The 26,076-nt window shown below is 64.8% G+C and carries 26 protein-coding genes; 19 read left to right on the top strand and 7 right to left on the bottom strand.

Annotation, left to right across the window (positions count from 1 at the left end):
• Positions 1-89 precede the first annotated feature (89 nt).
• The 9 genes from EN869_RS18700 (at position 90) to xth (ending at position 10,996) form a co-directional block, all read left to right on the top strand.
• Positions 90-1,274, top strand: coding sequence for a glycosyltransferase family 4 protein (locus EN869_RS18700; RefSeq protein WP_127226960.1), 1,185 nt, complete (start codon positions 90-92; stop codon positions 1,272-1,274).
• Complete coding sequence (locus EN869_RS18695; protein WP_127226961.1) at positions 1,271-2,578, top strand: hypothetical protein; 1,308 nt, start codon at positions 1,271-1,273, stop codon at positions 2,576-2,578. The genes EN869_RS18700 and EN869_RS18695 overlap by 4 nt, the downstream gene beginning before the upstream one ends.
• Positions 2,579-2,587: 9 nt before the next feature.
• The gene (locus EN869_RS18690) at positions 2,588-3,805 is read left to right on the top strand and encodes a GNAT family N-acetyltransferase (protein WP_245489324.1); all 1,218 of its coding nucleotides are present in this window, start codon (positions 2,588-2,590) and stop codon (positions 3,803-3,805) included.
• Between the two features lie 94 nt (positions 3,806-3,899).
• Positions 3,900-4,124 (top strand): hypothetical protein, encoded by a 225-nt coding sequence (locus tag EN869_RS18685; RefSeq protein ID WP_127226962.1) that lies wholly within the window; start codon positions 3,900-3,902, stop codon positions 4,122-4,124.
• A 265-nt stretch (positions 4,125-4,389) separates the two neighbouring features.
• Positions 4,390-6,882: a DNA ligase D gene (gene ligD / locus EN869_RS18680; RefSeq protein ID WP_127226963.1), complete on the top strand. Its 2,493-nt coding sequence runs from the start codon at positions 4,390-4,392 to the stop codon at positions 6,880-6,882.
• Between the two features lie 273 nt (positions 6,883-7,155).
• Positions 7,156-8,064, top strand: a complete 909-nt coding sequence (locus EN869_RS18675) for a Ku protein (protein WP_127226964.1) — start codon at positions 7,156-7,158, stop codon at positions 8,062-8,064.
• Positions 8,061-9,185, top strand: a complete 1,125-nt coding sequence (locus EN869_RS18670; RefSeq protein WP_245489325.1) for a tetratricopeptide repeat protein — start codon at positions 8,061-8,063, stop codon at positions 9,183-9,185. Before EN869_RS18675 ends, EN869_RS18670 begins: the two co-directional genes overlap by 4 nt.
• Positions 9,186-9,395: 210 nt before the next feature.
• Positions 9,396-10,049, top strand: a complete 654-nt coding sequence (locus EN869_RS18665; RefSeq protein WP_127226965.1) for an alpha/beta fold hydrolase — start codon at positions 9,396-9,398, stop codon at positions 10,047-10,049.
• Positions 10,050-10,222: 173 nt separating this feature from the next.
• Entirely contained in the window at positions 10,223-10,996 is a 774-nt protein-coding gene (gene xth, locus EN869_RS18660; RefSeq protein WP_127226966.1) for an exodeoxyribonuclease III, read from the top strand.
• 60 nt (positions 10,997-11,056) lie between these two features.
• On the opposite strand, the gene EN869_RS35090 is transcribed toward xth, so the two are convergent.
• Complete coding sequence (locus EN869_RS35090; RefSeq protein WP_245489326.1) at positions 11,057-11,449, bottom strand: hypothetical protein; 393 nt, start codon at positions 11,447-11,449, stop codon at positions 11,057-11,059.
• Here EN869_RS35090 and EN869_RS18650 point away from each other — a divergent pair.
• The 3 genes from EN869_RS18650 (at position 11,448) to EN869_RS18640 (ending at position 14,742) form a co-directional block, all read left to right on the top strand.
• A complete protein-coding gene (locus tag EN869_RS18650; protein WP_127226967.1) occupies positions 11,448-12,095 on the top strand; it encodes a hypothetical protein in 648 nt (215 codons plus the stop codon). The genes EN869_RS35090 and EN869_RS18650 overlap by 2 nt on opposite strands.
• Before the next feature lie 6 nt (positions 12,096-12,101).
• Entirely contained in the window at positions 12,102-14,105 is a 2,004-nt protein-coding gene (locus tag EN869_RS18645) for an amidase (RefSeq protein ID WP_127226968.1), read from the top strand.
• 85 nt (positions 14,106-14,190) lie between these two features.
• Positions 14,191-14,742 carry an isochorismatase family protein gene (locus EN869_RS18640; RefSeq protein ID WP_127226969.1) on the top strand — a complete coding sequence of 184 codons (552 nt, stop codon included), beginning with the start codon at positions 14,191-14,193 and terminating at the stop codon, positions 14,740-14,742.
• Between the two features lie 100 nt (positions 14,743-14,842).
• On the opposite strand, the gene EN869_RS18635 is transcribed toward EN869_RS18640, so the two are convergent.
• Together EN869_RS18635 and EN869_RS18630 are read right to left on the bottom strand one after the other, a co-directional pair.
• The gene (locus tag EN869_RS18635; RefSeq protein ID WP_127226970.1) at positions 14,843-15,322 is read right to left on the bottom strand and encodes an isoprenylcysteine carboxylmethyltransferase family protein; all 480 of its coding nucleotides are present in this window, start codon (positions 15,320-15,322) and stop codon (positions 14,843-14,845) included.
• Entirely contained in the window at positions 15,319-16,320 is a 1,002-nt protein-coding gene (locus EN869_RS18630) for a DUF1624 domain-containing protein (protein WP_127226971.1), read from the bottom strand. Before EN869_RS18630 ends, EN869_RS18635 begins: the two co-directional genes overlap by 4 nt.
• A gap of 227 nt (positions 16,321-16,547) precedes the next feature.
• Between EN869_RS18630 and EN869_RS18625 the strand changes: the two genes are divergently transcribed.
• Positions 16,548-17,747, top strand: a complete 1,200-nt coding sequence (locus EN869_RS18625; RefSeq protein WP_127226972.1) for an MFS transporter — start codon at positions 16,548-16,550, stop codon at positions 17,745-17,747.
• On the opposite strand, the gene EN869_RS18620 is transcribed toward EN869_RS18625, so the two are convergent.
• Positions 17,716-18,906: an aromatic ring-hydroxylating dioxygenase subunit alpha gene (locus tag EN869_RS18620; protein ID WP_127227238.1), complete on the bottom strand. Its 1,191-nt coding sequence runs from the start codon at positions 18,904-18,906 to the stop codon at positions 17,716-17,718. The two genes, EN869_RS18625 and EN869_RS18620, sit on opposite strands and share 32 nt — an antisense overlap.
• A gap of 103 nt (positions 18,907-19,009) precedes the next feature.
• Here EN869_RS18620 and EN869_RS18615 point away from each other — a divergent pair, with 103 nt between their 5' ends.
• The 3 genes from EN869_RS18615 (at position 19,010) to cobO (ending at position 20,989) form a co-directional block, all read left to right on the top strand.
• Complete coding sequence (locus EN869_RS18615; RefSeq protein WP_127226973.1) at positions 19,010-19,696, top strand: gamma-glutamylcyclotransferase; 687 nt, start codon at positions 19,010-19,012, stop codon at positions 19,694-19,696.
• 131 nt (positions 19,697-19,827) lie between these two features.
• The gene (gene cobU / locus EN869_RS18610; RefSeq protein ID WP_127226974.1) at positions 19,828-20,373 is read left to right on the top strand and encodes a bifunctional adenosylcobinamide kinase/adenosylcobinamide-phosphate guanylyltransferase; all 546 of its coding nucleotides are present in this window, start codon (positions 19,828-19,830) and stop codon (positions 20,371-20,373) included.
• Position 20,374: 1 nt separating this feature from the next.
• On the top strand, positions 20,375-20,989 hold the full coding sequence (cobO, locus tag EN869_RS18605) for a cob(I)yrinic acid a,c-diamide adenosyltransferase (protein WP_127226975.1): 615 nt from the start codon (positions 20,375-20,377) through the stop codon (positions 20,987-20,989).
• 6 nt (positions 20,990-20,995) lie between these two features.
• Here cobO and cbiB read toward each other — a convergent pair whose 3' ends face one another.
• Entirely contained in the window at positions 20,996-21,985 is a 990-nt protein-coding gene (cbiB, locus tag EN869_RS18600; protein ID WP_127226976.1) for an adenosylcobinamide-phosphate synthase CbiB, read from the bottom strand.
• On the opposite strand from cbiB, the gene cobD reads away from it, so the two are divergent.
• Positions 21,984-23,039, top strand: a complete 1,056-nt coding sequence (gene cobD / locus EN869_RS18595) for a threonine-phosphate decarboxylase CobD (RefSeq protein WP_127226977.1) — start codon at positions 21,984-21,986, stop codon at positions 23,037-23,039. The genes cbiB and cobD overlap by 2 nt on opposite strands.
• A complete protein-coding gene (locus EN869_RS18590; RefSeq protein WP_127226978.1) occupies positions 23,036-23,545 on the top strand; it encodes a tyrosine phosphatase family protein in 510 nt (169 codons plus the stop codon). Before cobD ends, EN869_RS18590 begins: the two co-directional genes overlap by 4 nt.
• An 18-nt stretch (positions 23,546-23,563) precedes the next feature.
• Here the strand turns inward: EN869_RS18590 and EN869_RS18585 are convergent, their stop codons facing one another.
• Together EN869_RS18585 and EN869_RS18580 are read right to left on the bottom strand one after the other, a co-directional pair.
• Positions 23,564-24,361 (bottom strand): creatininase family protein, encoded by a 798-nt coding sequence (locus EN869_RS18585; RefSeq protein ID WP_127226979.1) that lies wholly within the window; start codon positions 24,359-24,361, stop codon positions 23,564-23,566.
• 60 nt (positions 24,362-24,421) lie between these two features.
• Positions 24,422-24,805: a RidA family protein gene (locus EN869_RS18580; protein WP_127226980.1), complete on the bottom strand. Its 384-nt coding sequence runs from the start codon at positions 24,803-24,805 to the stop codon at positions 24,422-24,424.
• A 252-nt stretch (positions 24,806-25,057) separates the two neighbouring features.
• Here EN869_RS18580 and EN869_RS18575 point away from each other — a divergent pair, with 252 nt between their 5' ends.
• Positions 25,058-26,062 carry an ABC transporter substrate-binding protein gene (locus EN869_RS18575; protein WP_127226981.1) on the top strand — a complete coding sequence of 335 codons (1,005 nt, stop codon included), beginning with the start codon at positions 25,058-25,060 and terminating at the stop codon, positions 26,060-26,062.
• Positions 26,063-26,076 lie beyond the last annotated feature (14 nt).

Raw genomic sequence — 26,076 nt, 5'->3', positions numbered from 1 at the left:
AGCGGCGTGCGGATTTGGCATGAAGTTTCTTCCGCGCTCGAGGGTCCGGTGCACGGAGCGGACTCGGAGTGCAAGGTGGAAAGATAGCGATGCGCATCGCCTGCGTTCACCAGGGCTACGAGCTATATGGCTCTGACCGCAGCTTCGCGGAGAGCGTGGCTGCGCTGCGCGCCGCGTTTCCGGCCGCCGAGATCGAGGTCGTGCTGCCACGCGACGGGCCGATCGTCGAGATCCTTACGCCGCATGCCAGCCGCATCGTGTTCGAACCGCTCTGGGTGCTGAGGCGCCAGGCGATGCTCAAGCTCGCCACCGTCGAGATGGCGCGGCTGCCGGCCGCGCTCTGGCGGGCGTGGCGGCGCATGCAGGGCAACGACCTGACCTATATCAACACCTCCATCATCGCCGACTATGCGCTGGCCGCGCGGCTTTTGCCGCGCAAGGCGCTGCTGCACATCCACGAGATTCCCGAAGGCGTCCTGCGCAAGGTGCTCGTCGCCCTGATGCGCTGGAGCAATGCCGACCTGATCTTCAACTCGCGCGCCACGCGCGCCACCTTCGGCGATCCGCCGGCCGTCGACGCCAAGGGGCGGCGCACGCATGTCGTCTATAACGGCGTTACCGGGCCGTTGGCCGCGCTGCCCGTGACCTATGACGGCAGCCGCCCGCTCAAGATCCTGCTGCTTGCCCGCGTCAATCGCATCAAGGGGCAGGAGGTGCTGCTCGAAGCGGTCGCTTCGCTCCCCGCGGAATTGCGCGATCGCGTCGAGGTCCGCCTGGTCGGCGGCGCCTTCGAAAGCGTTGAGCGCGAGCAGGCGTTAGCCGAACTGGTCAGGCGCATGGGACTGACCGGGCATGTCGAGGTGCTGCCTTTCGTCTCCGACCCGACCGACCACTATCGCTGGGCCGACATCGTGGCGGTGCCGTCGCGGCGTCCGGAATCGCTCGGCCGCGTTGCCATCGAAGCGTTGGGTTGGGGTCGTCCGCCCCTGGTGTCGGCGATCGGCGGGCTGGTGGAAGTGGTGGCCGACGGCGAGACCGGCTGGCATGTGCCTCCGGGCAACGCCGCTGCCCTTGCCAGCAAGCTCACGGAGATCATCCTGCGGCCGGAACTCTGGCGCGGCTTCGCCGCCGCCGGCCGGGCGCGCTATGAGGCGGTGTTCAGCGAACATATCGCCGCCGCCGCGATCGTGGCGATCGGGGCCGACAAGCTGAAGGCGGCAACGGCGCGGCGGGGGCGGGCGCGTGTCGCCCGCGAGGCGGAGACCAGCCCGTGAATTTCGCGTTACCGGCCCATCTGGTGCGGCGCCTCATGCTGATGATCGGCGGCGAGGCGATGCAGAGCGGCTTCCATTTCGCCCTCAACATCGCGCTGCTGCATCTTTTATCGGCGGAGGGCTACGGCCTTTTCGCGCTGGCCATGGTGATGGGCGGCGTCGGCCTGTCCTATATCCGCTCGCTCACCGCCGTTCCCGCCACCATCTGGATGAACAAGAGCACCAACAAGGCCGGCGTCGACGCGCATGACGTGACCTTCGGATCGGCCGCTCTTGTGGTGGCGCTGCTGATGGGACTTGGCACCGGGCTGTTGATGCGGCTGCTGGGCGACCCCGGCGGAATCGGCGCCGCCTGCTTCGTCTGCGCCTGGTCACTACGCAGCCATATGCGCACGGCATTTTTCGCGCGCCGCATGCAGCTCGTCGTTTCCATCAGCGACGCCGTGTTCACCATCGCGGGCATAGTGCTCGCCGGGGCGGCGATCTGGTTCTTCGCCGACGCGCTGCAGGCCACCTTCTATGCGCTTGCCGCGGCTAATGTGGTCGGCATCGCCGTGCTGGTGAAGCTGGCGCGCCGCAGGCTGCGCGTCTCCTTCCGCGCGCCGACCTGGCGGCGCTATGCGAAGCTATGGCGGCAGCTCTCCTGGTCGGGGTTCAGCGCCACCACCACCAACATCCAGGGGCAATGCCTGGCGCTGCTGGTCGCGGGTATCGCCGGACCGGCCGCCTACGCGCCGCTGGCGGCGGTGCTGGTGCTGTTTGCGCCGCTGCGCATCATCAGCCTTGCCTTCTCCAACATGACGCAGCCCGAACTCGCAAAGCTGGTGCGCAACAGCGAGTTCGAGCGCGTGTGGACGCAGGCCAAGGTCTGGGCCGTCATCATGGGGGTCGGCAGCCTGGCCTATGGCGGCGGCATCCTGTTCATCCTGCCAATGATCAAATCCCAGGCCCTGCAGCACGCCTCGGTCGGACTGATCGGGCTCTTCGCCATCGCCAACTATGTGCCGATCATGGCCTATGTGATGCCGCGCGTGGTGCTCGAGATCGTCGGCGATTTCCGCATCGTCGCCTTCATCACCCTGGCCGGCGCGGTTGTCGGGCTGGCGACGATCGGGCTCCTGCTGGCCATCGCGCCGTCGACATGGTCGCTGGCGGGCGCGGCGGTTTCCGAGACCTTTGTGCTGGTGGCCTCGTGGTATTTCGCGGCCAACCGCATGTGGAATCTCAAGCATCCGAACGAACAGCGCCCCACGGTGATCGGCGCCTGGCGCCGCGCGGCGACGCTCGCCGTGCAGAGACGATAGGAGAATGATGTGGCAAGCCAGGCAATGCCGATAGCCGCGATGACGACCGGCCTGGCCGAGGAGGAGGCGGCACCGCATGCCGTCAGCGGCGCCTACGTGGCGCAGCTGCACACCAGTCTTGAAGCGGTCAGGCCGCTCTGGCTGCGTCTTGAGACCAGCGGCGTGTGCACCGGCCACCAGCATTTCGCCTGGGCCGAAGGCATCGTCGAACGGCTTTTGCCCCAGAAGGCCGAGCTTGCCATCGTCGAGCTCCGCGACGCCGCGACGGGCGAACCGGTGATGCTGGTGCCGCTGATGCGGCGCCGTGCGTTCCACCATTGGGTGATCGAGTGGCTGAGCTGCGGGGTGTGCGACTATGCAGCGCCGCTGCTTGCCGACGGGGCGCCCTGGACCAGGCAATCAGCCGAAGCCGCCTGGGCGGCTGTGCTTTCCGTGCTGCCGCCGGCCGACCGCATCCACATCGTCGGTATCCCGAAAGAGGTCGGCGGCATCGCCAATCCGCTGGCGCTGCTTTCGGCTGCGCGCGATTCCATCCACTCGCACTATGGCATCGCCATGGACGGCGACGCCGAGACCGTCGTCAAGCGCATCTGCCGCCCGTCCTTCGTCAAGGCGCTCAACAAGGACCTGCGCCGCCTTGACCGCAATGGCGGCCTGGCCCTGGTGGAAGCCGACACGCCGGCCCTTGTCGACTCCATCTTCGGCAAGCTGGTCGAGCTGCGGCTCAGCCGTTTTCGCGAGCTCGGCCGGTTCGATCTCATGGCGCAGCCGGCGGTCGTCGATTTCTACCGCGACGCCGCGCATCGCGGCCTGACGGACGGTTCGGTGCGGATCTTCGGTCTGCGCGCCGGCGATGTCGTGGTCGCGGTGCAATACCTGGCGGTCCATCAGGGCACTTTGCATGCGCTTTTGGTCGCGATCGACCAGGGCGCGGTGCCCAACGTTTCGCCCGGGCTTTGCGTCATGGGCGAACTGATCCGGTGGGGGCGAGGCGCTGGCTTCGACTATTTCGACCTGTCGGTGGGCAACCAGAGCTACAAGGAACATATGGGCGCGGTGAAGGCGGTGCTGTCCGAACTTTGCTATGGCATCACGCTGAAGGGCATGGCCGCGAGCGAGGCCATCAAATACCGCGGCCAGGGCGTCGCCTTCGTGCGCGATCACCCGCGCCTGTTCAAACTCGCGCAGGAATTCATGCAGCGCTGGCGGCGACTGCGGGCGCGCTGAATGAGCATCCGGCTTCGCAAATTGACTCGCCTTACGCTCTCCGCCATGCTTATCGGCAGCCGCATCTCCAGCGGCTGCGTGTTCGAGTGAGGCCATGGCCAGTCCCGTCGCCAGAGAGAATTCCCGCCGCGCCGCGGTGAAGAGCGCGCTCGACCGCCACAAGGTCTATGTCACCGCGCAGCGATTTTCCGGCGGCACCTACAGCGCCCGCGTCTTGGTCGACGGCGAAGCCTACTGGGTCGACGAGTTCCGGCTGAGCCAGCTGCGGCAAGGGCTGACGCCCGCCGAGCTCGAATTGACGCCGGCGATTGACGATTGATCCCGGTTTCTCGATTTGCGGTGACATAGGAAAATCCGAAATGCTGGCGGGACAGCACCCCCCTCTGTCCTGCCGGACATCTCCCCCGCAAGGGGGGAGATTAGCAGCTTCTTTGGCAGCGCCCATCCTGCAACGTAGGAGAATGGCGAAAGCCAACGCGACATCTGATCTCCCCCGTTGCGGGGGAGATGTCCGGCAGGACAGAAGGGGGTGTGACGGAACGCAGCCTTTGCCACTATCTGCTCTGCGCCTCGCCGCCTGACTCATGCCCGCCAAGCTCACCTCCTACCGCGCCAAGCGCGAATTCTCCCGCACCCCCGAGCCCGCGGGCGGCATGGCCGGTGAGGGCGGCAACCGCTTCGTCGTCCACAAGCACCACGCCACCGCCGACCACTACGACCTGCGTCTCGAAGTCGGCGGCGTGCTCAAAAGCTGGGCGGTTCCGCGCGGGCCGTCGCTCAACCCGGCCGACAAGCGCCTCGCCGTCGAGACCGAGGACCATCCCATCGAATATATCGACTTCGAGGGCGTGATCCCCGAGGGTGAATATGGCGGCGGGCCGATGATCGTCTGGGACACCGGCACCTGGGCGCCGATGGAGGACGTCGAGAAAAGCCTCCGAACCGGCGCCTTCAAGTTCCGCCTGGCTGGGCAGAAGCTCAACGGCGGCTGGATGCTGACGCGTCTCAAGCCCAAGCCCGGCGAAGACGAGAACAAGAAGAACTGGCTGCTCTTCAAGGAGCGCGATCTCGCCGCCGACACCAAGCTCGACATTCTCGAAGCGCGACCGGAGAGTGTGAAGTCGGGCCGCCGCATCGAGGAACTGGCGGTGCCGACGAAGAAACCGCGGCGGCTGCCGCCTCAACGCGGCTCGCTGAAGCCGGGCGCGCTGCCCGGCGCGGTCAGGGCCGACCCGCCGAGCCGCATCGAGCCGCAGCTTGCCACGCAGGTCGAGAAGCCACCGGGCGGCGACGATCCCGCTGAGCGCACCGGGGAGCTCTGGCTGCACGAGATCAAATTCGACGGCTACCGCACCATGGCGCATGTCGTGGATGGCGACGTACGGCTGATCACCCGCGGCGGCATCGATTGGACGAAACGCTACGGCGACCTCCCGCAGGCCTTCTCGCGCCTGCCGGTTGCCCAAGCGATCGTCGACGGCGAGATCATGGTGCTCGACGACAAGGGCATCTCGCGCTTTGCGCTGCTGCAGGACGCGCTGGCCGAAGGTGCCGGCTCGAAATTGCATTTCTATGCCTTCGACCTGCTCCACCTCGACGGCTGGGACCTGCGCAAGGTGCCGCTGCAGAAGCGAAAAGCCTTGCTTGAAGAGCTGCTCGCCGGCCAGGCCGCCAACGCCGCGATCCAATACAGCGACCATGTCGAGGGCGACGGGCGGGGGCTCTACGAGCAGGCCTCGGACCTTGGGCTGGAAGGCGTCGTCTCCAAGCGCGCCAACGCCATCTATGTCAGCGGCCGCACCAAGAGCTGGACCAAGGTGAAGGCGCAAAAGACGGACGATTTCGTGATCGCCGGCTACACCGTCTCCGACCGGGCGGAGGGCCTGGCGGCGCTCGGCATGGCCGAATTCGAGAATGGCGAGCTGCACTATCGCGGCAAGGTCGGCACCGGCTTCGACAGCGACATGGCGAATGATCTGCTCGCCCGCCTGGAGCGGCTGACGGCGGGCGCCACGCCGCCCGAAGGCGTGCCGCGCGAGATCATGCGCGAAATGCACTGGGTGAAGCCGCTGCTGTCGGCGCGCATCCGCTATTCGAACCGCACCGCCGACAATGCGATCCGCCACGGCGTCTTTCGCGGGTTGCGCGATGTCGGCGGGCTGACCACGCCGGTGCCGGTGAAGCGCAAGCGGCTGATCGCCGAATCCGACCTCGCAACCATCTGGGTCACCAATCCGGAGCGGCGGCTGTTCGGCAAGACCGGCCCGACAAAGCTCGACATCGCCGTCTATTACGCCCTGGTCGGCGATTTCATGCTGCCGCACATCATTGGCCGCCCAGTGTCGCTGGTGCGCTGCCCGACCGGCAAGCCGCAGGACTGCTTCTTCCAGCGCCATGCCTTCACCGGCATGCCGCCCTCGGTGGCGGTGTTCGAGAGCGTCAATTCGGAAGGCGAGACCAAGACCTATCTCTCGGTCGAGGACGCCAAGGGCTATCTGGCGCTTGCGCAATTCGGCGTCGTCGAATTCCACACTTGGGGCACGCACCGGACAAAGCTCGACAAGCCCGACCAGATCGTCTTCGACCTCGACCCTGGGGAGGGAATTTCCTGGCGTGAGGTGGTGGAAGCCGCCGTCCACATCAAGGGCGGGTTGGAGAGCCTGGGGCTTGTGCCGTTCGCCAAGACCTCCGGCGGCAAAGGCATCCACATCACCGTGCCGGTGACCCGCAAGCAGAACTGGAAGAAACTGCACCAGGCTTCGAGCGCGATTTCCACTTTGCTGGCGGCCAGCGCGCCCGATACTTTCACGACCACGATGGGCAAGGAAAACCGCAAGAAGCGCATCTTCATCGATTTCCACCGCAACGCGAGGGGTCACACCTCCTCGGCGCCTTATTCGCTGCGCGCCCGCACCAATCTGCCGGCCTCGACGCCGGTGAGCTGGGCGGACCTGGAGACGATCGACGCGCCTGAGGACCTGAACTATGCTTCGCTGCCGGGATTGTTGGAGACCTCGGGCGATCCCTGGGCGGAGATCGATGAGGCGGCACGGGATCTGCCGGTGTTCGAGCGCTAGTCGCTCTCCCCCGCTTTCGCGGGGCGAGGAAGGGCCGCGCCATCTCCATCGACGCTTCCTACAATTTGAATTATCCTCCGCGCCAACCTGCTCCAAAAACACTTCGCTAGGAATTCCGCTGTAAGGTGAGGGGTCGGTGTAGGATTTCCACGGCGCTGATCGTCCTACGGACGAAGCGCTGCAAAAGAGCGTGGTCCCAAAAAGTGGGAACCGGTTTTTGGACAAGACCATGCTCCAATATAGTGTCAGTGCATGGCCGCGTAGGAGTTCATCATGGCGCCCAGGGCAAGTTGGAAAGGTTACCTCAAGCTCAGCCTCGTCAGCTGTCCGGTCCGGCTTTACCCGGCCACCAGTGCGAGCGAGCGCATCTCGTTCAATCAGCTGCACAAGAAGACGCACAACCGCATCAACATGAAGCCTGTGGACCCGGAACTCGGCCTGGTCGAGCGCTCGGACCTGGTGCGGGGTTATGAGTATGAGGACAAGCAGTACATCATCATCGATGACGCCGACCTCGACGCGGTCAGGATCGAATCCAACCACACGATGAACATCGAGGCCTTCGTCGACGAGGACGAGGTCGATGTCATCTACCAGGATGCGCCCTATTACCTGGCGCCCGACGGCGCGATGGCGGAGGAGACCTTCGCGGTGCTGCGCGAGGCAATGCGCAAGTCCGGCAAGCTGGCGATCGCCCGCCTGGTGCTCTCCAGCCGCGAACGCGTGGTGACGATCGGCGCGCGCGAGAACGGCATGTTCGTCTGCACCTTGAGGAATCCCAACGAAGTGCGCGGCACGGCTGAATATTTCGGCAACATCCCGGCCGGCAAGCCGGATCCGGAAATGCTCGAACTTGCCATGGCGCTGATCAAGCAGAAGGAAACCCACTTCGATCCGAAGAACTATGAGGATCGTTACGAGGTGGCGCTGATGGCGATGATCCGCGAGAAGCTGAAAGGCCACAAGCCGATCATCGCGGCGGCGCCCGAGCGCGGCAACGTCATCAACCTGATGGATGCGCTGAAGGCGAGCCTGTCACAGCAGGCCAAGCCTCCGGCCAAATCGAAGAGCAAGGCCGAGGAAGCGCCGGCAAAACCCGCCAAGAAGGCAGCTGCCGGCGGCGCGCCTGAGAACCCGCTGAAGGCGAACCTGTTGAAGGCCGTCGGCAAGAGCAAGAAGTGACGGGAAATGCAGGGCCAGTGATCGTTCCCGGCGCCGTCTTCGGCGTCGTTGGCGCGCTGGCCGCCTTTCCCTTGCGGCTCGCCGCGCGCGAGGTCGAGCGCCGCCACGCGGAGCTCAGGCGCGGCGTCACCCGCCGCACCTCTCATGTTGTGTTCGGCCGGGTACTGCTTGCCAAGTCAGGATTGGCAAAGGCCGGCGACGCCGAGATTGAACGCCGCGCGAAGGCCGAGCGCGAAGCCGGTCGCCAGCTCATCAGCGAGAACGGTTTTCTGCACCTGCTCGGTCTGATGAAGGCGCCCGACGCCTCGTCGCTGTCCCGCCAGTCGCTGATCGACCAGTCGCGGCTCTCCGGTGACGATCTTGACATGCTGTCGCTGTTCGACGCCTTCGAGCATGACGGCGAACCCTATTCCTTCCGCGACCTGATCCTGGCGCGCAAATATGCCGGGCTGATTGCCAGCGGCGCCAGCTGGGGCGCCATTGCGCGCTCCGTGCACCGCTCCGGCCCGGTTGCCTCGCTCACCGCCAAGTCGCTCAATCTCGGCTCGCAGCATGGCCGCCCGGACGCGATCTATCTCGACGAAGGCCGGAGCGAGCTCGACGGTCAGTTGTTGTTCGACCTCGGCACTCCGGAAGATGACACGCTGGAGGAGCTGTTCGCGGAGGCTGAAAGCGCGGAAGAGGAGGGGTGCCACGACGACGCGGCAGCCCTCTACCAGCGCTGCCTGGCGATCGACCCGAAGGATGCGATCGCCGCCTTCAACCGCGCCAACTGCCTGCGCGGCGGCGGCCGCGTGGCGGAGGCCGCGCATGACTATGCGCGGGCGATCAAGCTCGATCCCGGCTTCGTCGAAGCCTGGTTCAACCTCGCTGGGCTGATGAGCGACGAGGGTAAGGTTGCGTCGGCAAGGCGCCATCTGCAGAAGGCGATCGCGCTCGACAAGACCTATGCCGACCCGGTGTTCAATCTCGCCCGGCTGGAATTCGATGCGGGTAATCTGATGGAAGCGCGGCGGTTGTGGGTTCGCTATCTAGAACTGGACGCGGAGTCCGAATGGGCGCGGACTGCGCAGAAGGGAATCCAATTCGTGGATCTGCACATGGCGCGCACGGCGGGGTAGCGCTTCTTCCTTCTCCCCTTGTGGGAGAAGGTGGATCGGCGCGATAGCGCCGAGACGGATGAGGGGTGCTGGAAGGAATGAGGCGCTGGTGACCTTGTCGCAAGTAAGGATATCGACGGGCTTGCCCGCCAAGCTGGAGCACCCCTCATCCGTCCGAGCTTCGCTCGGCCACCTTCTCCCACAAAGGGAGAAGGAGAAGTTGGCGCACCCATGACCCACTTCCTCTTCGACGGCTTCGACACCGCCCCCGTCACCATCCTGCTCGCGCATGGCGCCGGTGCGTCGATGGACTCGCCCTCGATGACCGCAACGGCCAAGGCGCTCGCCGCAGCCGGTTTTCAGGTCGCGCGCTTCGAGTTCCACTACATGGCGGCGCGCCGCTACGGCCACCGCAAGCCGCCGCCGCGCGCCGAAACGGTCAACCCCGAATACATCAAGGCGGTCGCCGATCTGCGCGCCAAGGGCGTGACCGGCAAGCTGATCATCGGCGGCAAGTCGATGGGCGGCCGCGTCGCCTCCATGGTCGCCGACGAGATGTTCTCCAAGCGCGAGATCGTGGGGCTGGTCTGCCTCGGCTATCCGTTCCATCCGCCGGGCAAGCCGGAGCAGTTGCGGACAAAGCATCTCCTTGACCTGAAGACGCCGACGCTGATCTTCCAGGGCACCCGCGACGAGTTCGGAACGAAGAACGAGGTCGCCACCTACGGCCTGTCCCCGGCGATAGAGGTGGTCTGGCTGGAGGATGGCGATCATGATTTGAAACCGCGCAAGGCGATCTCGGGCTTTTCGACGGCGGATCATTTGAAGACGGTAGCGGAGACGATAGCGGCAAAATTCGCGCAGCCATCGGCTTCGACATTCTAGGGCGGAGCAAGGAGCGAAGCGACGCGCGCAGACCCTAGAATCCACTCCGTGACGCTAAGGCGTTGCAGCGGTTCAGAATTCTGGCCCGCTACGTTCCTCGGCGACAGTCACGGAATGGATCCTCGGGTCAAGCCCGAGGACGACGAAGCTAGAGGCGCCTTCGGCATTCGAAGATGAAACTCGCCACCTTCAACATCAACAACATCAACAGCCGGCTTGAAAACCTGCTCGCCTGGCTCGCCACGGCAAAGCCTGATGTCGTCTGCCTTCAGGAGCTGAAATCCCGCGACACCCAATTCCCATTGACCCGGCTTGCCAAGGCCGGCTACGGCGCGGTGTGGAGAGGCGAGCCGACCTGGAACGGCGTCGCCATCCTGGCAAAGGGAGCCGAACCCGTGCTGACGCGCGAGGCGCTGCCCGGCGATGATGCCGACCGCCAGGCGCGTTATATCGAAGCGGCGGTCGACGGCGTCGTCATTGCCTGCCTCTATGCGCCCAACGGCAACCCGCAACCGGGGCCGAAATTCGACTACAAGCTCGCCTGGCACGAACGCTTCGCTGCGCACGCCGCTGAGCTTCTCGACACCGGTCTGCCGGTGGTGCTCGCCGGCGACTTCAACATCGTGCCCGAGCCGCGCGACATCTACCAAACCCGCTCCTATGACGACAACGCGCTGGTGCAGCCGCAAAGCCGCGCCGCCTTTGCAGCGCTGATCGAGCAGGGCTGGACGGACGCGCTGCGCAAAGTCTTCCCGAAGGAGGAGAGGCTCTACACCTTCTGGGACTACCGCCGGAACCGCTGGCCGCGCGACGCGGGCTTGCGGCTCGACCACGTCCTTTTGTCGAAGAAGCTGGTGCGAAAGCTGAAAGCGGCGGGCATCGACCGCGAAGTGCGGGGAGGGGAAAATCCCAGCGATCATGCGCCGGTGTGGGTGGAACTGGGGTGAGAAAACACAAATCCCCGCCGTGGCGGGGATTGTTGAAAGACCAGGCTTCGGGTCTCTCGATCACTGTGGAGCCGGCGAACCGGCCACAATCGCAGAAAGCTTGCCCTTGCGGACGAAAACAGGCTTTTCGTAAGTCTTCTTCATGCGATTGCTCTCCTCGAAAATCCCGTCCGATAATCTCATGTGACAAGTTCCCGTCAAGTAAGCGGCCAGGACGGGCCGTTCTGTTTCCGGGGACAGCGTTCTACTGAAGTAACCGCCGTCGCACCATCCGCGACTAGCCTGCGGCGGGCGGGGATGGGACGGTGCTGTTTGCCGGTGCGCCGGAGCAATCGCAACCTTAAAGATTGACGAAAGTCGGCATGACGGCTGATCTTCCCTTGCGGGGAAATGTCCGGCAGGGCAGAGATTGGCAGAATGCCAACGAGCATCAATCATCTGGTAGGCAGCCATGAACAGCTTCTTGGACGAGGTTGAAGGATCGCTCCCGGCTGCACTGCCCCTTCCTGAAGAGATCAGGACAGCACTTCGTTGGATGGAGCAAAATGGCTTTGTCCAGCAGGAAGCAATTCGCTACTGCGGACTTTATCCTGCGAGCGTGCCGCGAGCATTGCGCTCGGCATATGCCCACTTCACCAAGGTTGATTCCAGCCACGCGGGATACTGGCTCGGCAATCACGACGCTTCAGTCACGAGCAGGCTAGCGCCATTTGTCGCGACGGGTGCCGATGGATCCTTCGCGGGGCTTTGGCTGGACGATAGCGGACGGCAACGCTTCGTGCATATGGGCTCTGGGTCCGGTTCCACGCTCGCCTGTGTGCTGGCGAACGATGCCGTCGATCTCCTACGCTTTTTAGCTATCGGCTATGAGGAAACATGCTGGCCGCATCTTTTCGACCTTACACCCGAAGACGCTTACGCGGAGGAATATTCGAGCGATCCATACCGTCCGCCTTTCGAGTTCCGGCATTGGGTCGAAACCAGCTTTGGGGTTCAAATCCCGAAAACTGCCTCAGAGATTGTCGGGCAGACAGCGGGTACAGACGACGATTATTCTGATGATCCTTTCTGGCAATGGGCTCGCAAGGTTGCCGCTTAGAAACCCATGACGTTACTCCACCTCGTCGAAGCCTCGATCGCCGACCTGCGCCTCGCGCTGGAAGGCGGCACCGTCACCAGCGTCGAACTGGTCGCAGCCTATCTCAGGCGCATCGCCCACTTTGACCGTCACGGCATCGCGCTGAACGCGGTCCCCGTCCTCAATCCAAAAATGTTCGAGGAGGCGGAAGCGTCCGACCGGCGCCGCCGCGCGGGCAAGACGCTCGGGCCGCTGGACGGCATCCCCTACACCGCCAAGGACAGTTACAAGGTGAAGGGCCTGACGGTCGCCGCCGGCTCGCCGGCCTTTGAGCATCTGACGGCCAACGAGGATGCTTTCACCATCGCCCGGCTGCGCGCCGCGGGCGCGGTGCTGATCGGCCTCACCAACATGCCGCCGATGGCCAATGGCGGCATGCAGCGCGGTGTCTATGGCCGCGCCGAGAGCCCGTACAACAAGGATTTCCTTACCGCCGCCTTCGGTTCCGGCTCGTCCAACGGCTCCGGCACGGCGACCGCCGCGTCTTTCGCCGCCTTCGGGCTCGGCGAGGAAACCTGGTCGTCCGGCCGGGCGCCTGCCTCCAACAATGCTTTGGTCGCCTACACCCCGTCGCGTGGCGTGATCTCGGCGCGCGGCAACTGGCCCCTGGTGCCGACCATGGATGTGGTGGTGCCGCATACCCGGAGCATTCCCGACATGCTGGAACTGCTCGACATCATTGTTGCCGACGACCGGGAGGCGCGCGGCGATTTCTGGCGCGTGCAGCCTTGGGTCGAGATTCCGAAAGCCTCCGCGCTCAGGCCGGCGAGCTATACAGGGCTTTCGCTGCAGGGTGCGCTCGAGGGCAAGCGGCTCGGTGTGCCGAAAATGTATATCGGGAAGGATAGCGAAGCAGAGCGGCCGATCGAGACGCGCGCTTCGGTGCTGGAGCTCTGGCAGCAGGCGCCGCGCGACCTCGAAGCGCTCGGCGCCGAGGTGGTCGAGGTCGATTTTCCCGTCGTTTCCAATTACGAGCGCGACCGCCCGGGCGCACTGTCGATGGTCGATCGCGGGCTGGTGCCGCCGGACTTCGCCGATCGCGAGATCTGGGAGCTGTCGATCTGGTCGTGGGATGATTTCCTGCGCGCCAATGCCGACCCGGCCATTCCCGATCTCGCTTCCGTCGATGGCAAGAAGATCTTCCCGCAGCCGCCGGGCGCGCTGCCCGACCGCTTTGGCGATGCCGATTTCGACCTGGCGCACTATGTCGAACGTGCCAGGCGAGGCGTAGCGCCGCTCGCGGAAATTCCCGCCATCGAGGCGGGGCTGAAAGGCCTGGAGGCAACGCGCCGCATCGATTTCGAGGCGTGGCTCGACGCCAATGGCCTCGATGCCGTTGTGCTGCCGGCCGTCGCTGATGTCGGCCCGGCTGACGCCGACGTCAACGAGGCTTCCGCCGTGCTTGCCTGGCGCAACGGCACCTGGGTCGCCAACGGCAATCTCGTCTGGCGCCATCTCGGCATCCCAACGGTGACGGTGCCGTTGGGCACCATGGCCGATATCGGCATGCCGGTCGGCCTGACTTTTGCAGGCAAGGCCTATGATGATGTCGCGCTGCTCAGCCTCGCCGGCGACTATGAGCGCGCCACAAAGCGCCGCACCGTCCCGACGCGCACGCCGGCGCTGGCCGATGATGTGTTCGAGGGCAGGGCAGGCAGTGCTGGCGACGCACCACTCAGCTTCACGCTGAGCGCGGAGACGACCCGCTCAGGCGGCACTGACGAAATCGCGATCACGCTGGATGTCGACGCGAAGGAACCGGCGACCGTCAAAGTTCATGTCAACGGCGAGCCGGTTCTCATGCGGGCGAAGGGCTGCCGCCACACTGGCCGGGTCGTCGTGCCAGCCTCAACGCATCAAGGTTTTCATAGCGTCTGGCGCGGCGCTTATGGCTCGATCGTCACGGCTATTGTGAGGTCGGCCGATGGGCGAACTGCCGGCGCGTATGTCGTGACGGGCGGGATTGGGTAAGGCCTCTCCCTTCTCCCGCAACAAGGGGAGAAGGAGAGGGCGCTCCCGCCTTGACCCATCCCCTACCCACGCTATCTTCGCCGCCATGCCAGAGACCACCCCGTCCCCCGCTGCACCGCTTATCGTCATCGACCTGCAGACCGGCATGTTCGACGGCCGTTTCGATCCGCCGATCCATGACGCCGACGCCATCGCAGAGCGCACGCGCGCGCTGATCGACTGGGCGCGCCACTCCGGCCGCAAGGTGGCGTTCGTGCGCCATGACGGGCCGCAGGGCGATCCGCTGGCGCCTGGCGCCTCCGGCTGGCCGGTGTGGCCGCTGCTCGGCCAGGCCGCCGACGAGCCGACCTTCGGAAAGCGCGCCGGCAACGCCTTCTCCAACCCCGAACTGGCCGAATGGGTAGCCGGGCAGGGCGCGCGCGACGTCGTGCTGATCGGCGCCCAGACCGATTTCTGCGTCGCCGCCACCGTGAAGGGCGCTTTGGCAGAAGGGCTCGGCGTCACCGTGGTCTCCGATGCGCATTCGACGCTGGACAGCGACAAGGAAAGGGCGCCCGACATCATCGCCCGCCACAACCAGGCATTCGAGAAGCAGGGCGCGCGGATGACGACGACGGCGGAACTGGTTGGCGGGTGAATGGCTGGCGGTCGCCATCCCACGGGTCTGCGCGTCGCTTCGCTTCTTGCTGCATCTAGTCTAGAGGGCGGCGCGTGACGATCCCAGGGTCACGCAGGCTTCAAATCCAGCGCCGCACTCGCTTGGCATAGTCGCGGTACTTCTTGCCGAACTTCGCTGTCAGGATCTTTTCCTCCTTCTCGATCGCCAGCTTCTGCGTCGCGAAGGCGGCGAGGAAGGCGAAGATCAGGAACCAGGCGATGCCGGTGACGAAGGCGACGCCGATCAGCAGCAGCGTGTTGGCGAGATACATCGGGTTGCGGGTAATGCCGAAGGGACCGGACGTCACCAGATGGTCGGGCTCGGCATTGGGGTCGAGCGTTGTCCTGGCCTTGAACATGACGCGGATCGCGGTGATCCAGAGCATGGCGACGCCGAACAGCGCCACCCAGCCGACACCGAACATGAGATCGCCAAAAATGTCGCCGATCCAGGGCAGCGGGTAGAGCATGCCGAGCACGATGCTCGCCGCAATCGCCGCGACATAGATCACCGGCGGCCAGGGAATGATCCCGTGTCTGGGCTTTGCGATGCCCGTCATTGCTGCCCTCCCTCCATCCGGTCCTCGGTCGCGGCGGTGCAGGTTTCCGCCAGGTCGGCCAGATGCGATTTCCAGACGCTGGACTGGTCGTTGCTAAAGAGCTTGTCGAGAGACCCTTCGCCCTTCAGCGTGTCCAGCATGCAGCTACAATAGCTGGAACAGAACTTGCTGTCCCGCTGCTGTTCGCACTGCGCCTGGCAGGCCGGCAGGAAGCCGGCTTCCTTGTCCTGGGGGGCGGAGGGCATGACCTGCGAGAACAGCCACACCGAGCCGAAGAGAAGCGGCTGGTGGATGAGGTAGAAGGCGAGGCTGTGCCGGCCGATGAAGATCAGCGGGTTCGACCAGCGACCGGGTATCCAGGTTCCTAGACGGGCGAGCAGGCCTGACGCTGAAGCAAGTTTGACCGCCGCGATCCCCAGCAAAACGGGGCCGAACCAGGGAAAGAGCGGCACATAATCGTTGGAACGCGGATTGGTGACCGAGAGGCCGACCCACCAAAGCGCCGGATGGTCGAAAAACTCCGACCGCAGGTAATAGGGTGCTGCAATGACGGCCGCGGCAATGATTGCCGTCAGCAGCCACGGCAGCCTGAGAAAGGCCAGACCGAGCAGGCTGGCCAGCGCGATCTCGTGCAGGATGCCGAAGAAGATGAAGCCGTCCGGCGTGACGAAATAAGTGACGGCGGAAATGGCCGCCGCCGCGACGGCGACCATGGCGAGGCGTTTCCAGAAGCCCGGCCAGCGGATTTTCCTGCCATGGGCGAGGAACAGGCTGACGCCGACCAGGAACAGGAAGGTCGAGGCGATGCAGCGCGCATAGAACTTCCACCAGCCGAAAGCGGTGAGGGCCGGGGCGGTGTAGCCGAAATTTTCGAGGTCCCAGGTGAAATGGTAGCTCGCCATCGCGATCAGCGCAACGCCGCGCAGGATGTCGAAGGCGGCGATGCGGCCCTGTTTGGGCGCGTCCTGGACGGGTTTGCTCGTCGTTTGAAGGCTCATCGTCTGGCAATCCGATTCAGTCGTGTCAAACGACTATCACGGTTCAAGCCGGCGACTGAAGCAGGCGGCCATCAATGCGTTTCATGGCAGCCATGAAATTTCGCTTTAGGCCAGCGGCGGAAAGCCTTTGACAGCTTCGCTTTTCGGCCCCCGGGGGTCGGTTTCCTGCTACTGGCCGGCGGCTGGTCCGGCCAGATTTGGCCGACGATTCACGTCCCGGAGGGCCGATGTCCACCCATGTGCGCCATCCGATCTGGCTTCCGGCCCTGCGGCCGGCCGATGCGCGCACCTTCGCCTCGCTCTATGCGGTGGAATCCTTCGCCCGCGCCACCATCTCCAGCGTGATCCCGATCCAGGCCTACGAGATCCTGCACAATGAGCGGATCGTCTCGATCCTCTACACCATCGTGTCGCTGATGGGGCTTTCGGTCACACTGTTCATGCCGGTGCTCATCCGCCGCTTCGCGCGACGCTGGGTCTACACGGCCGGGTGCGTGCTTCTGGCGATCGGCTCGGCCTTCTTCGTCACCCACACGCTGCCGGGACAGATTGCCGGCATGCTGTGTCGCGTCATGGGGGCCAGCGCGCTGTCGATCACGCTCAACCTCTACATCATGGACCACATCCGCAAGACCGACTTCATGCAGGCGGAATCGCTGCGCATGGCCTGGTCGATGTTCGCCTGGACCGGCGGGCCGACGCTCGGCATCTTCCTCTACACGCATTTCGGCATCTATGCCGCGCATGGCGCGGTCGTCGCGTTTGCGTTCGCGCTGCTTTGCCTGTTCTGGTTCTACCGGCTGAGCGACAACCAGTCGATCCGGCCCGGCAAGTCGCGTCCGGCCAATCCGCTAGCCAATATCGGCCGCTTCGTCAGGCAGCCGCGGCTGAGGCTTGCCTGGCTGATCGCCTTCGGTCGTTCCTGCTTCTGGACGACGTTCTTCGTCTACGGTCCGCTGTTCATGGTGATTACCGGCGAGGGCAAGCTTGCCGGCGGTTTGCTGGTTTCGGCCGGCAACGCGCTTTTGTTCATGGCGATCTTCTGGGGCAGGGCGGGCAGGCGTTTCGGCGGACGGCGGGTCATGACCTTCGCCTATTTCGCCATGGCGGCCATGCTGTGTGCGGCCGGCGGCGTCGGCGAGGCCGCGCCGTTGCTCACGGCCGCGCTGCTGCTGTTCGGCGCCTTGTTCACCATCGCCCTCGACGCGCTCGGCTCGACAGCCTTCATGCGCTCGGTGCGCGCTTATGAGAGGGCGCAGATGGCGGCGGTCTACCGCACCTATCTCGACTTTTCCGAGCTGACGCCGCCGCTGGTCTATTCGGTGGTGCTCACCTTCTTCGGCCTCGGCTCGGTGTTCGTCACGCTCGGCCTTCTCGCCGCCTTCTGCGGCTTCATCACCTGGCGCTATCTGCCGAAGGCGTTTTGAGCGCCGCATGGCGCTCGCGCACCCAATCGTGAAAACGGTGCAGGTCGTATTCCTCAGGCATCAGCACGCCGGCCTCGTGGCGCATCGAGCGCAGGCCCTTCTGGTTGACCTCGCAGATCGCGGCGTCTTCCTCCAGCACCTGGGTGCCGAAGGCGACGATGTTGTCGATATCGGTCTCAGCCAGCGCATCCGGCGCGAACAGCCATTCGGCGGTAAGTTCGGTTTGCTCGGGACCAAGCGGGGCGAGCCGCACCGTGCGCATGTAATCGACATGGCCGACGATGAACATCGAGGGCAGCGACGTGGCGTAGGTCTGGCCGGCGGCGCGCTCGGCCGGGGTCAGGCTCGGAAAGACCGGGCCGTGGACGTGACCGTCCCGCGACCAGGTTTCGGCCCCGGCGCGCAGGCGGCCGGAGAATTCCGGATCGTCATTGTCGGCGTGGCGCGCCCATTCGGGATCGTCATGCCTGGCCATCAGGCCGCGGCCGTAGATTGGCACCAGCCGCGACAGATCCTTGTGGACGCCCGGGCAATGCAGGCATTCGTTGAAGTTTTCCCAAAAGATCTTCCAGTTGCAGTTCATCACCTTGGTCAGCCGGTGGCCGGTGACGAGCGTCTCCAGCGGCCAGTTGGAAAGATCGCCGGAGCCTCGGTCGAAGGTAGCTTCCGCTGAACCGCTGGCATCTTCCGCGAGGTTGACGAAGACGAAGCCGCGCCAGACCGAGAGGGCCACACGATAGAGCGGATAGTCGGCCTTGTCGAAGCCTTCGGGCAGTGATTTCGAGGGCACGCGCACGAGGTCGCCGCGCAGCGAATACGACCATGCGTGGTAGGGGCAGGTCAGCAGCCTGGCCTTCAGCCGCCCGGCGCTTTCCTGGCAAAGCTGCGAGCCGCGATGCCGGCAGGTGTTGTGGAAAGCGCGCAAGGCACCGGTCTCGTCGCGCAGCACCAAGATCTCCTGGCTGCCGATGCGCGCCGTCCGGAAGGCAAGCGGCTCCGCGAGATCGGCCTCGCGGCAAACCATCAGCCAGCTCCGGTACCAGATAGCCTCCAGATCGCGCCGGTAGGCGTCGGCATCCCAATAGGCCGCCGACGGCAAGGTCAGGTGGAGGCCGGTCAGGCCGTTGTAAGGGGCGCGTCCGCTCGGATTGGGGTGCATCGGCTTCTCCCGGGTGTCGACAGCCGACACCCGGGCAAAGCTGTTGTCAATTGCCGGCTTTCCCCGATTGTAGCGGCGGAACGAGGACCTTAAGGTCACGCGCATGCTGCCAAGAACGATGTCGCTTACCGAGGAACTTGTCGCCCGCTGCTTTCGCGTCGTCGAGGACAGCGGGCCCGATCCCGACGCGGCGCATCTGGATGACGCAGACTATGACGCGATGACGCGCAAGCTGGAGGCTCAGCTTCCAGACACTGAACCGCTCTGGCTGTTTGGCTACGGCTCTCTGATCTGGAAGCCCGAGATCGAGCATATCGAGGAGCGGGTGGCCCTGCTGCACGGCTGGCACAGATCCTTCTGCATGAACATGACACGCTGGCGGGGGACCAAGGCAAGTCCAGGTCTTATGATGGCGCTGGACCGTGGCGGTCAGTGCAAGGGCGTCGCCTTTCGACTTGGCGATGGCGATCGGCGCGAGCAACTCGAGAAGATCCTGCGGCGCGAGGTGACGCTGAAGCCGACCAGCTATCATCCGCGTCTGATCCATATGATGAGCGATGCCGGTCCGCTGCGGGCGCTGGCCTTCGTCATCAACCGCCAAGGTACCACCTATGCCGGTCCGTTGAGCGAGGAGGCGGTTGTCGAAAGGTTGGCGACCTCCTGCGGCCATTGGGGATCGGGCGCCGATTATCTCTACAACACGGTGAAAAACCTGGAGCAACGCGGCATCCATGACGCGCATCTGTGGCGGTTGCAGCAGCTCGTCGCCGCCCGGATTGCGGCTTCATAGCGTCGAAAGCATTGCCGCAATCGCGCCTGGACACGGCGGAATATGGTTTGCCGGCCACAGCGGGTCCGCTAAGGTCGCGCGCCGTCGGCTTCGGGCCGCGACAGGATCTATCCGAAGGCAAAAGGCAGGGAATGACCGGCGTGACAGCCGCGAGCGGCAATAAAACTTCCGATCGGAGACTGACCTTCGTTCTGGGCGGCGCGCGCTCGGGCAAGAGCTCGCATGCCGAGAACCTGACGACCGCCCATCCGTCGCCCTGGGCCTACATCGCCACGGCGCAGGCCTATGATGACGAGATGCGTGAGCGAATTGCGCTGCATCGGTCGCGGCGCGGCGAAGGCTGGGTTACCGTCGATGCGCCGCTCGATCTGGTCGGCGCGATCGCGGCCCTGCCGGACCACCAGCCGGTGCTGATCGATTGCCTGACGCTATGGCTCACCAACCACATGCTGGCCGAGCATGACATCGAGGCCGAATGCCGGCGGCTGGCTGACGTGCTGTCGCGGCCGCGCGGACCGTGGTTCGTGGTCTCGAACGAAGTCGGGCTCGGCATCGTCCCCGACAACGCGCTGGCGCGCCGCTTCCGCGATGCTGCCGGGCGGCTCAACCAGCAGGTAGCGGCCGTTGCCGACAATGTACTGATGATGGTGGCGGGGCTGCCGCTCAAGGTGAAATGACATGGCCGAAATCGAAGACAAGGATGCCGAGCGCCATCGCGCCAAGATGGCGAAGCGCAAGGCGGTGCAGGACGCCGAAGTGGCCGGCAAGACGATCAAGAAAGGGCTGCTCATCGTCAACACGGGGCCGGGCAAAGGCAAGACCACGGCCGCCTTCGGCCTGGCGCTGAGGATGCTCGGCTACGGCAAGCGCATCGGCGTCGTCCAGTTCATCAAGGGCAAATGGCATACCGGCGAGGAGGACGCCTTTGCCGCCTTCGGCGACCGGGTCGTCTGGCATGCGATGGGCGAGGGGTTTACCTGGGAAACCCAGGACCTCAAGCGCGATATCGCTGCCGCCGAGGCCGCCTGGGCCAAGGCGCTGGAGCTGATGGCCGATCTGTCGATAAGCCTGGTCGTGCTCGACGAGCTCAACATTGCGCTGCGCTACGATTATCTCGACCTGGAAAAAGTGGTCGCGGCGCTCAAGGCGCGCCGCGACGATCTGCACGTGATCGTCACCGGCCGCAACGCCAAGCCGCTGCTCGTCGAAGCGGCCGATCTCGTCACCGAAATGGGACTGACGAAGCACCATTTCTCCGCCGGGGTTAAGGCACAGCAGGGGATCGAGTTCTGACGCGCCCTAGCCGCTGATCAGAATGGTCAGGTAGATCACGATCGCCGAGAGGGCCCCGAACAGGCCGAGCAGCAGCCAGTCGGCCATGCGGTAGAGCTTCAACGCCTGGCGGATGTCGGTGCTTTCGGCCTCGCGGCGGCCGCCTTCGCCCATATAGGCGTCCTCCACGACCTCCCCGCCATAGCTGCGCGGTCCGGCGAGCGAGAGTCCCAGCGCGCCGGCCATCGCGGCTTCCGGCCAACCGGCATTGGGCGATCGGTGTTTCCTGGCGTCGCGGCGCATCACCTGCCAGGCGCCGCGCGAGTCGGCGCCAGGGACCAGAAAGGCCGCCAGCACGATGAGCAGGCCGGTGAGCCGCGATGCCGGCAGGTTGATGAGGTCGTCGAAACGGGCGGCCGCCCGGCCGAAGGCTTTGTATTGCGGCGTGCGGTGGCCGATCATCGAATCGGCGGTGTTGGCCGCCTTGTAGGCGGCGCCGCCGCCCAAGCCGCCGATGCCGGTCCAGAAGACGGGCGCGACGATGCCGTCGGAGAAATTCTCGGCCAGGCTTTCGATCGCCGCGCGGGCGACACCCGCCTTGTCCAACGTTTCCGGGTCGCGGCCGACAATGCGCGAAACGGCAATGCGGCCAAGCGTCAGGCCGCCGGTTTCCAGCGCGTCGGCGACGTCCTCGACATGCTCGGCCAGGCTTTTCTGCGACAGCAGCGTGGAACCGAGGATGGCTGCGAACACGAGACCGGTCGGAAAGATGAGCCAGATCAGAACATGCAGCGCCAGGCCGATGAGGCCCGGCACCAGCAAGATGATAAGCAGCGCCCGAACACCCTGGCGGCGACGAATTTCGTCGGAATCGGTGGCGCGGTTGAGCCGGCGATCGAGAAAGGATATCAGCCTGCCGATCCAGGTGACCGGATGGCCGATGGCGTTGAACAGCCAGTCCGGATAGCCAAGGATCCGTTCGACGGCGAGTGACAGGAAAGCGATCAGGATCGACATGAAGCTTCTAAGCGGAGCGATTGCAGCGGTGGATCATGGCGGCAGCCTCGGCCGCGCAAGCGCGCTTTTTCCTCATGCGCCAAAACCTTTCGTGGACCTCTCGACAGGTATCAACCCGCACTCCTATCCGCTTTTCGAATTGCCCGCCACCGCCCTTTCCCGATTGCCGGAGGCAGCACAACTGCGCGAATTGGCCGAAATTGCGGCTTCGGCCTACGGTGTGCCGTCGGCGGCGCATGTGGCGGCGGCGCCCGGCACGCAGATTCTCTTGCCGCGCGTGGCTTCGCTGCTGCGGCCCGGTAGGGCGCTGGTGCTCGGCCCGACCTATGCCGAACACGCCCGGGCTGCTGCCATCGCCGGCCATGCGGTCGCGGAGGTCAGCGATTTCGATGCGCTGGTCGAGGCGGACCTCGCGGTGCTGGTCAACCCCAACAATCCGGACGGTCGGGTGATCGAAAAGGCCCGGCTGCTCGAGCTTGCTGCGCGGCTTCGCGCCAAGGGCGGGCTGCTGGTCGTCGACGAGGCTTTCATGGATGTCGGCCCGATCGAGCATAGCCTGGCCGGCGATGTCACCGAGGGCGGCATTGTCGTGCTGCGCTCGTTCGGCAAGTTCTTCGGCCTTGCGGGTGTTCGGCTCGGCTTCGCGCTGACCGATGCGCTGACGGCCGAGCGGCTGGATGCGCAACTGGGGCCTTGGGCGGTGGCCGGTCCGGCGCTCGAATATGGCATCCGCGCCTTGTCGGATACGAAATGGCAGGCCGACATGCGGCAACGCCTGGCCCTGGATGTTGGGCGGCTCGACGCATTGCTTGGCCGGTCCGACGTTCCGGTCGCCGGTGGCACAAGCCTGTTCCGCTATCTGTCGTTCCCTGCAGCGCCGACCCTGTTTTCGGCGCTGGGCGAACGCGGCGTTCTGGTCCGCCATTTTGCCGAGCGGCCGCAGGTCCTGCGCATCGGTCTGCCGGGCAGCGAGGCGGAATGGCAGCGCCTTGAAAGCGCGCTTGCCGCCTGGGTCGCGCGGCGCGAGGATGCGCCGAAGGAGATCGGACAATGATCCATGTCTGTTCGCTGTCGAAGGTCGACGAAACCGTGGCAAGGACCGGGGCGCAGCGGTTGCTGTCGCTGCTCGCCGCCGGCACGGAAGTGATCCGGCCGGCCTCCATCCTGGCGGAAAACCACCTGCATCTGGTCATGCACGACATCGCCGTCGCGCAGGAAGGCATGACGATGCCGGGCGAGGAGCATGTCCGCGCCTTGCTCGATTTCGCTTACCGTTGGGACCGCGTGAAGCCGCTGGTCGTGCATTGCTATGCAGGCGTCAGCCGCTCGACCGCATCGGCCTACATCATTGCCGCGGCGCTTGCGCCGAAGCGTGACGAAATGGAACTAGCCAGGACGCTGCGCTTTCTCTCGCCGACGGCGACGCCCAATCCACGTCTGATCGCGGTTGCAGACATGCTGCTTCAGCGTGACGGCCGCATGATTACGGCGATCGAGGCGATCGGGCGCGGTGCCGACGCGTTCGAAGGAGTCCCCTTCGAATTGGGGATCGAAGCTTAGATCACAGCAGACACACCGCTACGACAGCCATTCGGTAAGCTTCACCTTACGCACATCCCTCGCCAGGCTGATAAAACCGTCTGCCTGATGCTCCGCGGTGAGCCGGCCCTTCTCGGCCGTGGCGATCGAGGCATCGCCGACCACGCCGTTGGGGTTGAGATCACTGGCGATCCAGGCAAAGGCATGCGTGCCGGTGTGGCGGAGCAGGGCGAATTCCTTTTCGGCGCGCGCGACATTGGAGACGAAATTGTCGGCCTTGCTCATGTCGACGAGGTCCGGCCGGAAGTGCAGCATCAGCGAGGTCTCGACATCGCCGCCATGGATGCCGTGACGGTCCTCGAGCTCGGTATACATGCCGGCCGGGCGGCCGAAGCGCTGCCAGCTCGTCTTCACCGACAGCATCTTCGCGCGCACACGCAATTCGCGCGAGATGATGCCCATGATCTCTTCATTGCCGCCATGCGAATTGACGATGATCAGTTTTCTGACCCCGGCGCGGGCGACCGACAGGCCAAGCTCGGTCCAGGCGTCGACCAAGGTGGTGGCCGGTAAAGTGAGCGTTCCCGGCGCATGCAGGTGCTCGTTCGATTTGCCGACCGCCTGCACCGGCAGAATGCGGATGTCGAGATCGTCGGGCAGGCGCGCGATCACCGACTCCAGCATGCCCATCATGATCGAGGTGTCGGTCGAGACCGGCAAATGCGGGCCGTGCTGCTCGATCGCCGCGACCGGCAGCACCGCGATGGTCGCTTCGGCGTCGATCGAGGCATATTCGGTGGTCCGGTAGTCGCCCCACCACACTCGTCTTGTCGTCACTGTCGTCTCCCGATGGCCTGGTTGGGATGATCTAAAGCGCCTCGCGCTTGTGGGCAACCATCAGCCCGCAGCCAGCACTTCCACCTCGACCTTGAATTCCAGACGGGCGAAGCCGGAGACGATCATGAGCGTCGAGGCCGGCGCCGGGTCGGAAAACAGCCGGTTGCGGACATCCATATAGGATTGCAGATGTTCGCGGCCGGTGACGAAGGCATTGATGCGCACGATGTCGTTCAAGGTCAGGCCGGCCTCGCTCAAGATTGCGGCGATGTTCTTGAAGCAGAGCTCGGCCTGAGCGCCGGCGTCCTCGGGAACATGGTCGTCAGCCCCGATGCCCAACTGACCGGAGCACAGCACAAGCCGTTTTCCGGCAGGGATTTCGACGCCGTGGCTGTAGCGGGCGAAGGGTGGCTTGATCGACTTGGGCGTCAGGTATTTGAGCATGGCATTCTCCTGTTCGCCGGCAGACTAAGGCCCGATTCGTGAAAGCTTCAAGATGCGGTGCATGCCGCCCGAGCGATTGTGGACAGGCGTCCAAAAAATAGGCACGATGCCTATCGTACAGCATGACCCTTCCGGTCTCGGCAATGACTGCCGCGCAAGCGGGCGGCCCGGGCGGTGGCATGTGTCTTGCTTCGTGAACCAATGGTGTCGAGCCCAGCGCGTAGCGCGCCGGAGCCAAGAGAGGGTGAGTTTATGATCGGAAATGGCAAGATCCTGGCAGGCTCAATTGCCTTGCTGGTTGCGGGCACGCTGGGTGCGGCCGCGAACGAGAAGGTGACGTTCGGCACCAACTGGCTGGCCGAGCCGGAGCATGGCGGCTACTATCAGGCCGTTGCCGACGGCACCTACGCTGCCTGCGGTCTCGACGTCACCATCATGCAGGGCGGCCCGCAGGTCAGCGGCCGGCCGATGCTTCTGGCCGGCAAGATCGATTTCTACATGGGCGGCAACCTGCTGTCGGCCTTCGACGCCGTGCAGCAGGGCATTCCGCTGCGCGTCGTCGCCGCCGACTTCCAGAAGGACCCGCAGGTCATTATGTCCCAGCCGGGGCAGGGGCTGGACAAGTGGGAAGACCTCAAGAACGCCGACCAGTACATCCTCAGCGATGAAGGCGCGCAGACCTTCTTCCAGTGGATGGTTACCGAGCTCGGCTACGATGCCGCCAAGCGCGTGCCTTACACCTTCAATCCGGCGCCGTTCATCGCCAACAAGAAGTCGATCCAGCAGGGCTATGTTACGTCCGAGCCGTTCGCGGTGCAGAAGGCCGGCGGCTTCGTGCCGAACCAGTTCCTGCTCGCCGATTATGGCTGGGATACCTATGCGACGACCGTCGAGGTGATGCAGGATACGATCGACAAGCGGCCGGAGGTCGTCCAGTGCTTCGTCGATGGCTCGGCCAAGGGCTGGTACAAATATCTCTACGGCGACAACAAAGCCGCCAACGATATGATCAAGAAGGACAATCCGGATATGACGGATGAGCAGATCGCCTTCTCGATCGAGCAGCTGAAGAAGTTCGGCGTCGTCGACTCCGGCGATACGGAAAAGCTCGGCATCGGCGCCATGACCGACGCGCGCATCCAGAGTTTCTACGACAAGATGGTCAAGGCCAAGGTCGCGCAGCCGGGCATCGACATCAAGAAGGCCTACACGCTGGCCTTCGTCAACAAGGGTGTCGGGCTGGAGATGAAGAAGTAAGGCGGCCTGCCTGA

Origin of the sequence: Mesorhizobium sp. M2D.F.Ca.ET.226.01.1.1 (genome assembly GCF_004022705.2) — a bacterium.
GTDB lineage: Bacteria > Pseudomonadota > Alphaproteobacteria > Rhizobiales > Rhizobiaceae > Mesorhizobium.
This window is presented reverse-complemented; position numbering and strand designations above follow the sequence as displayed.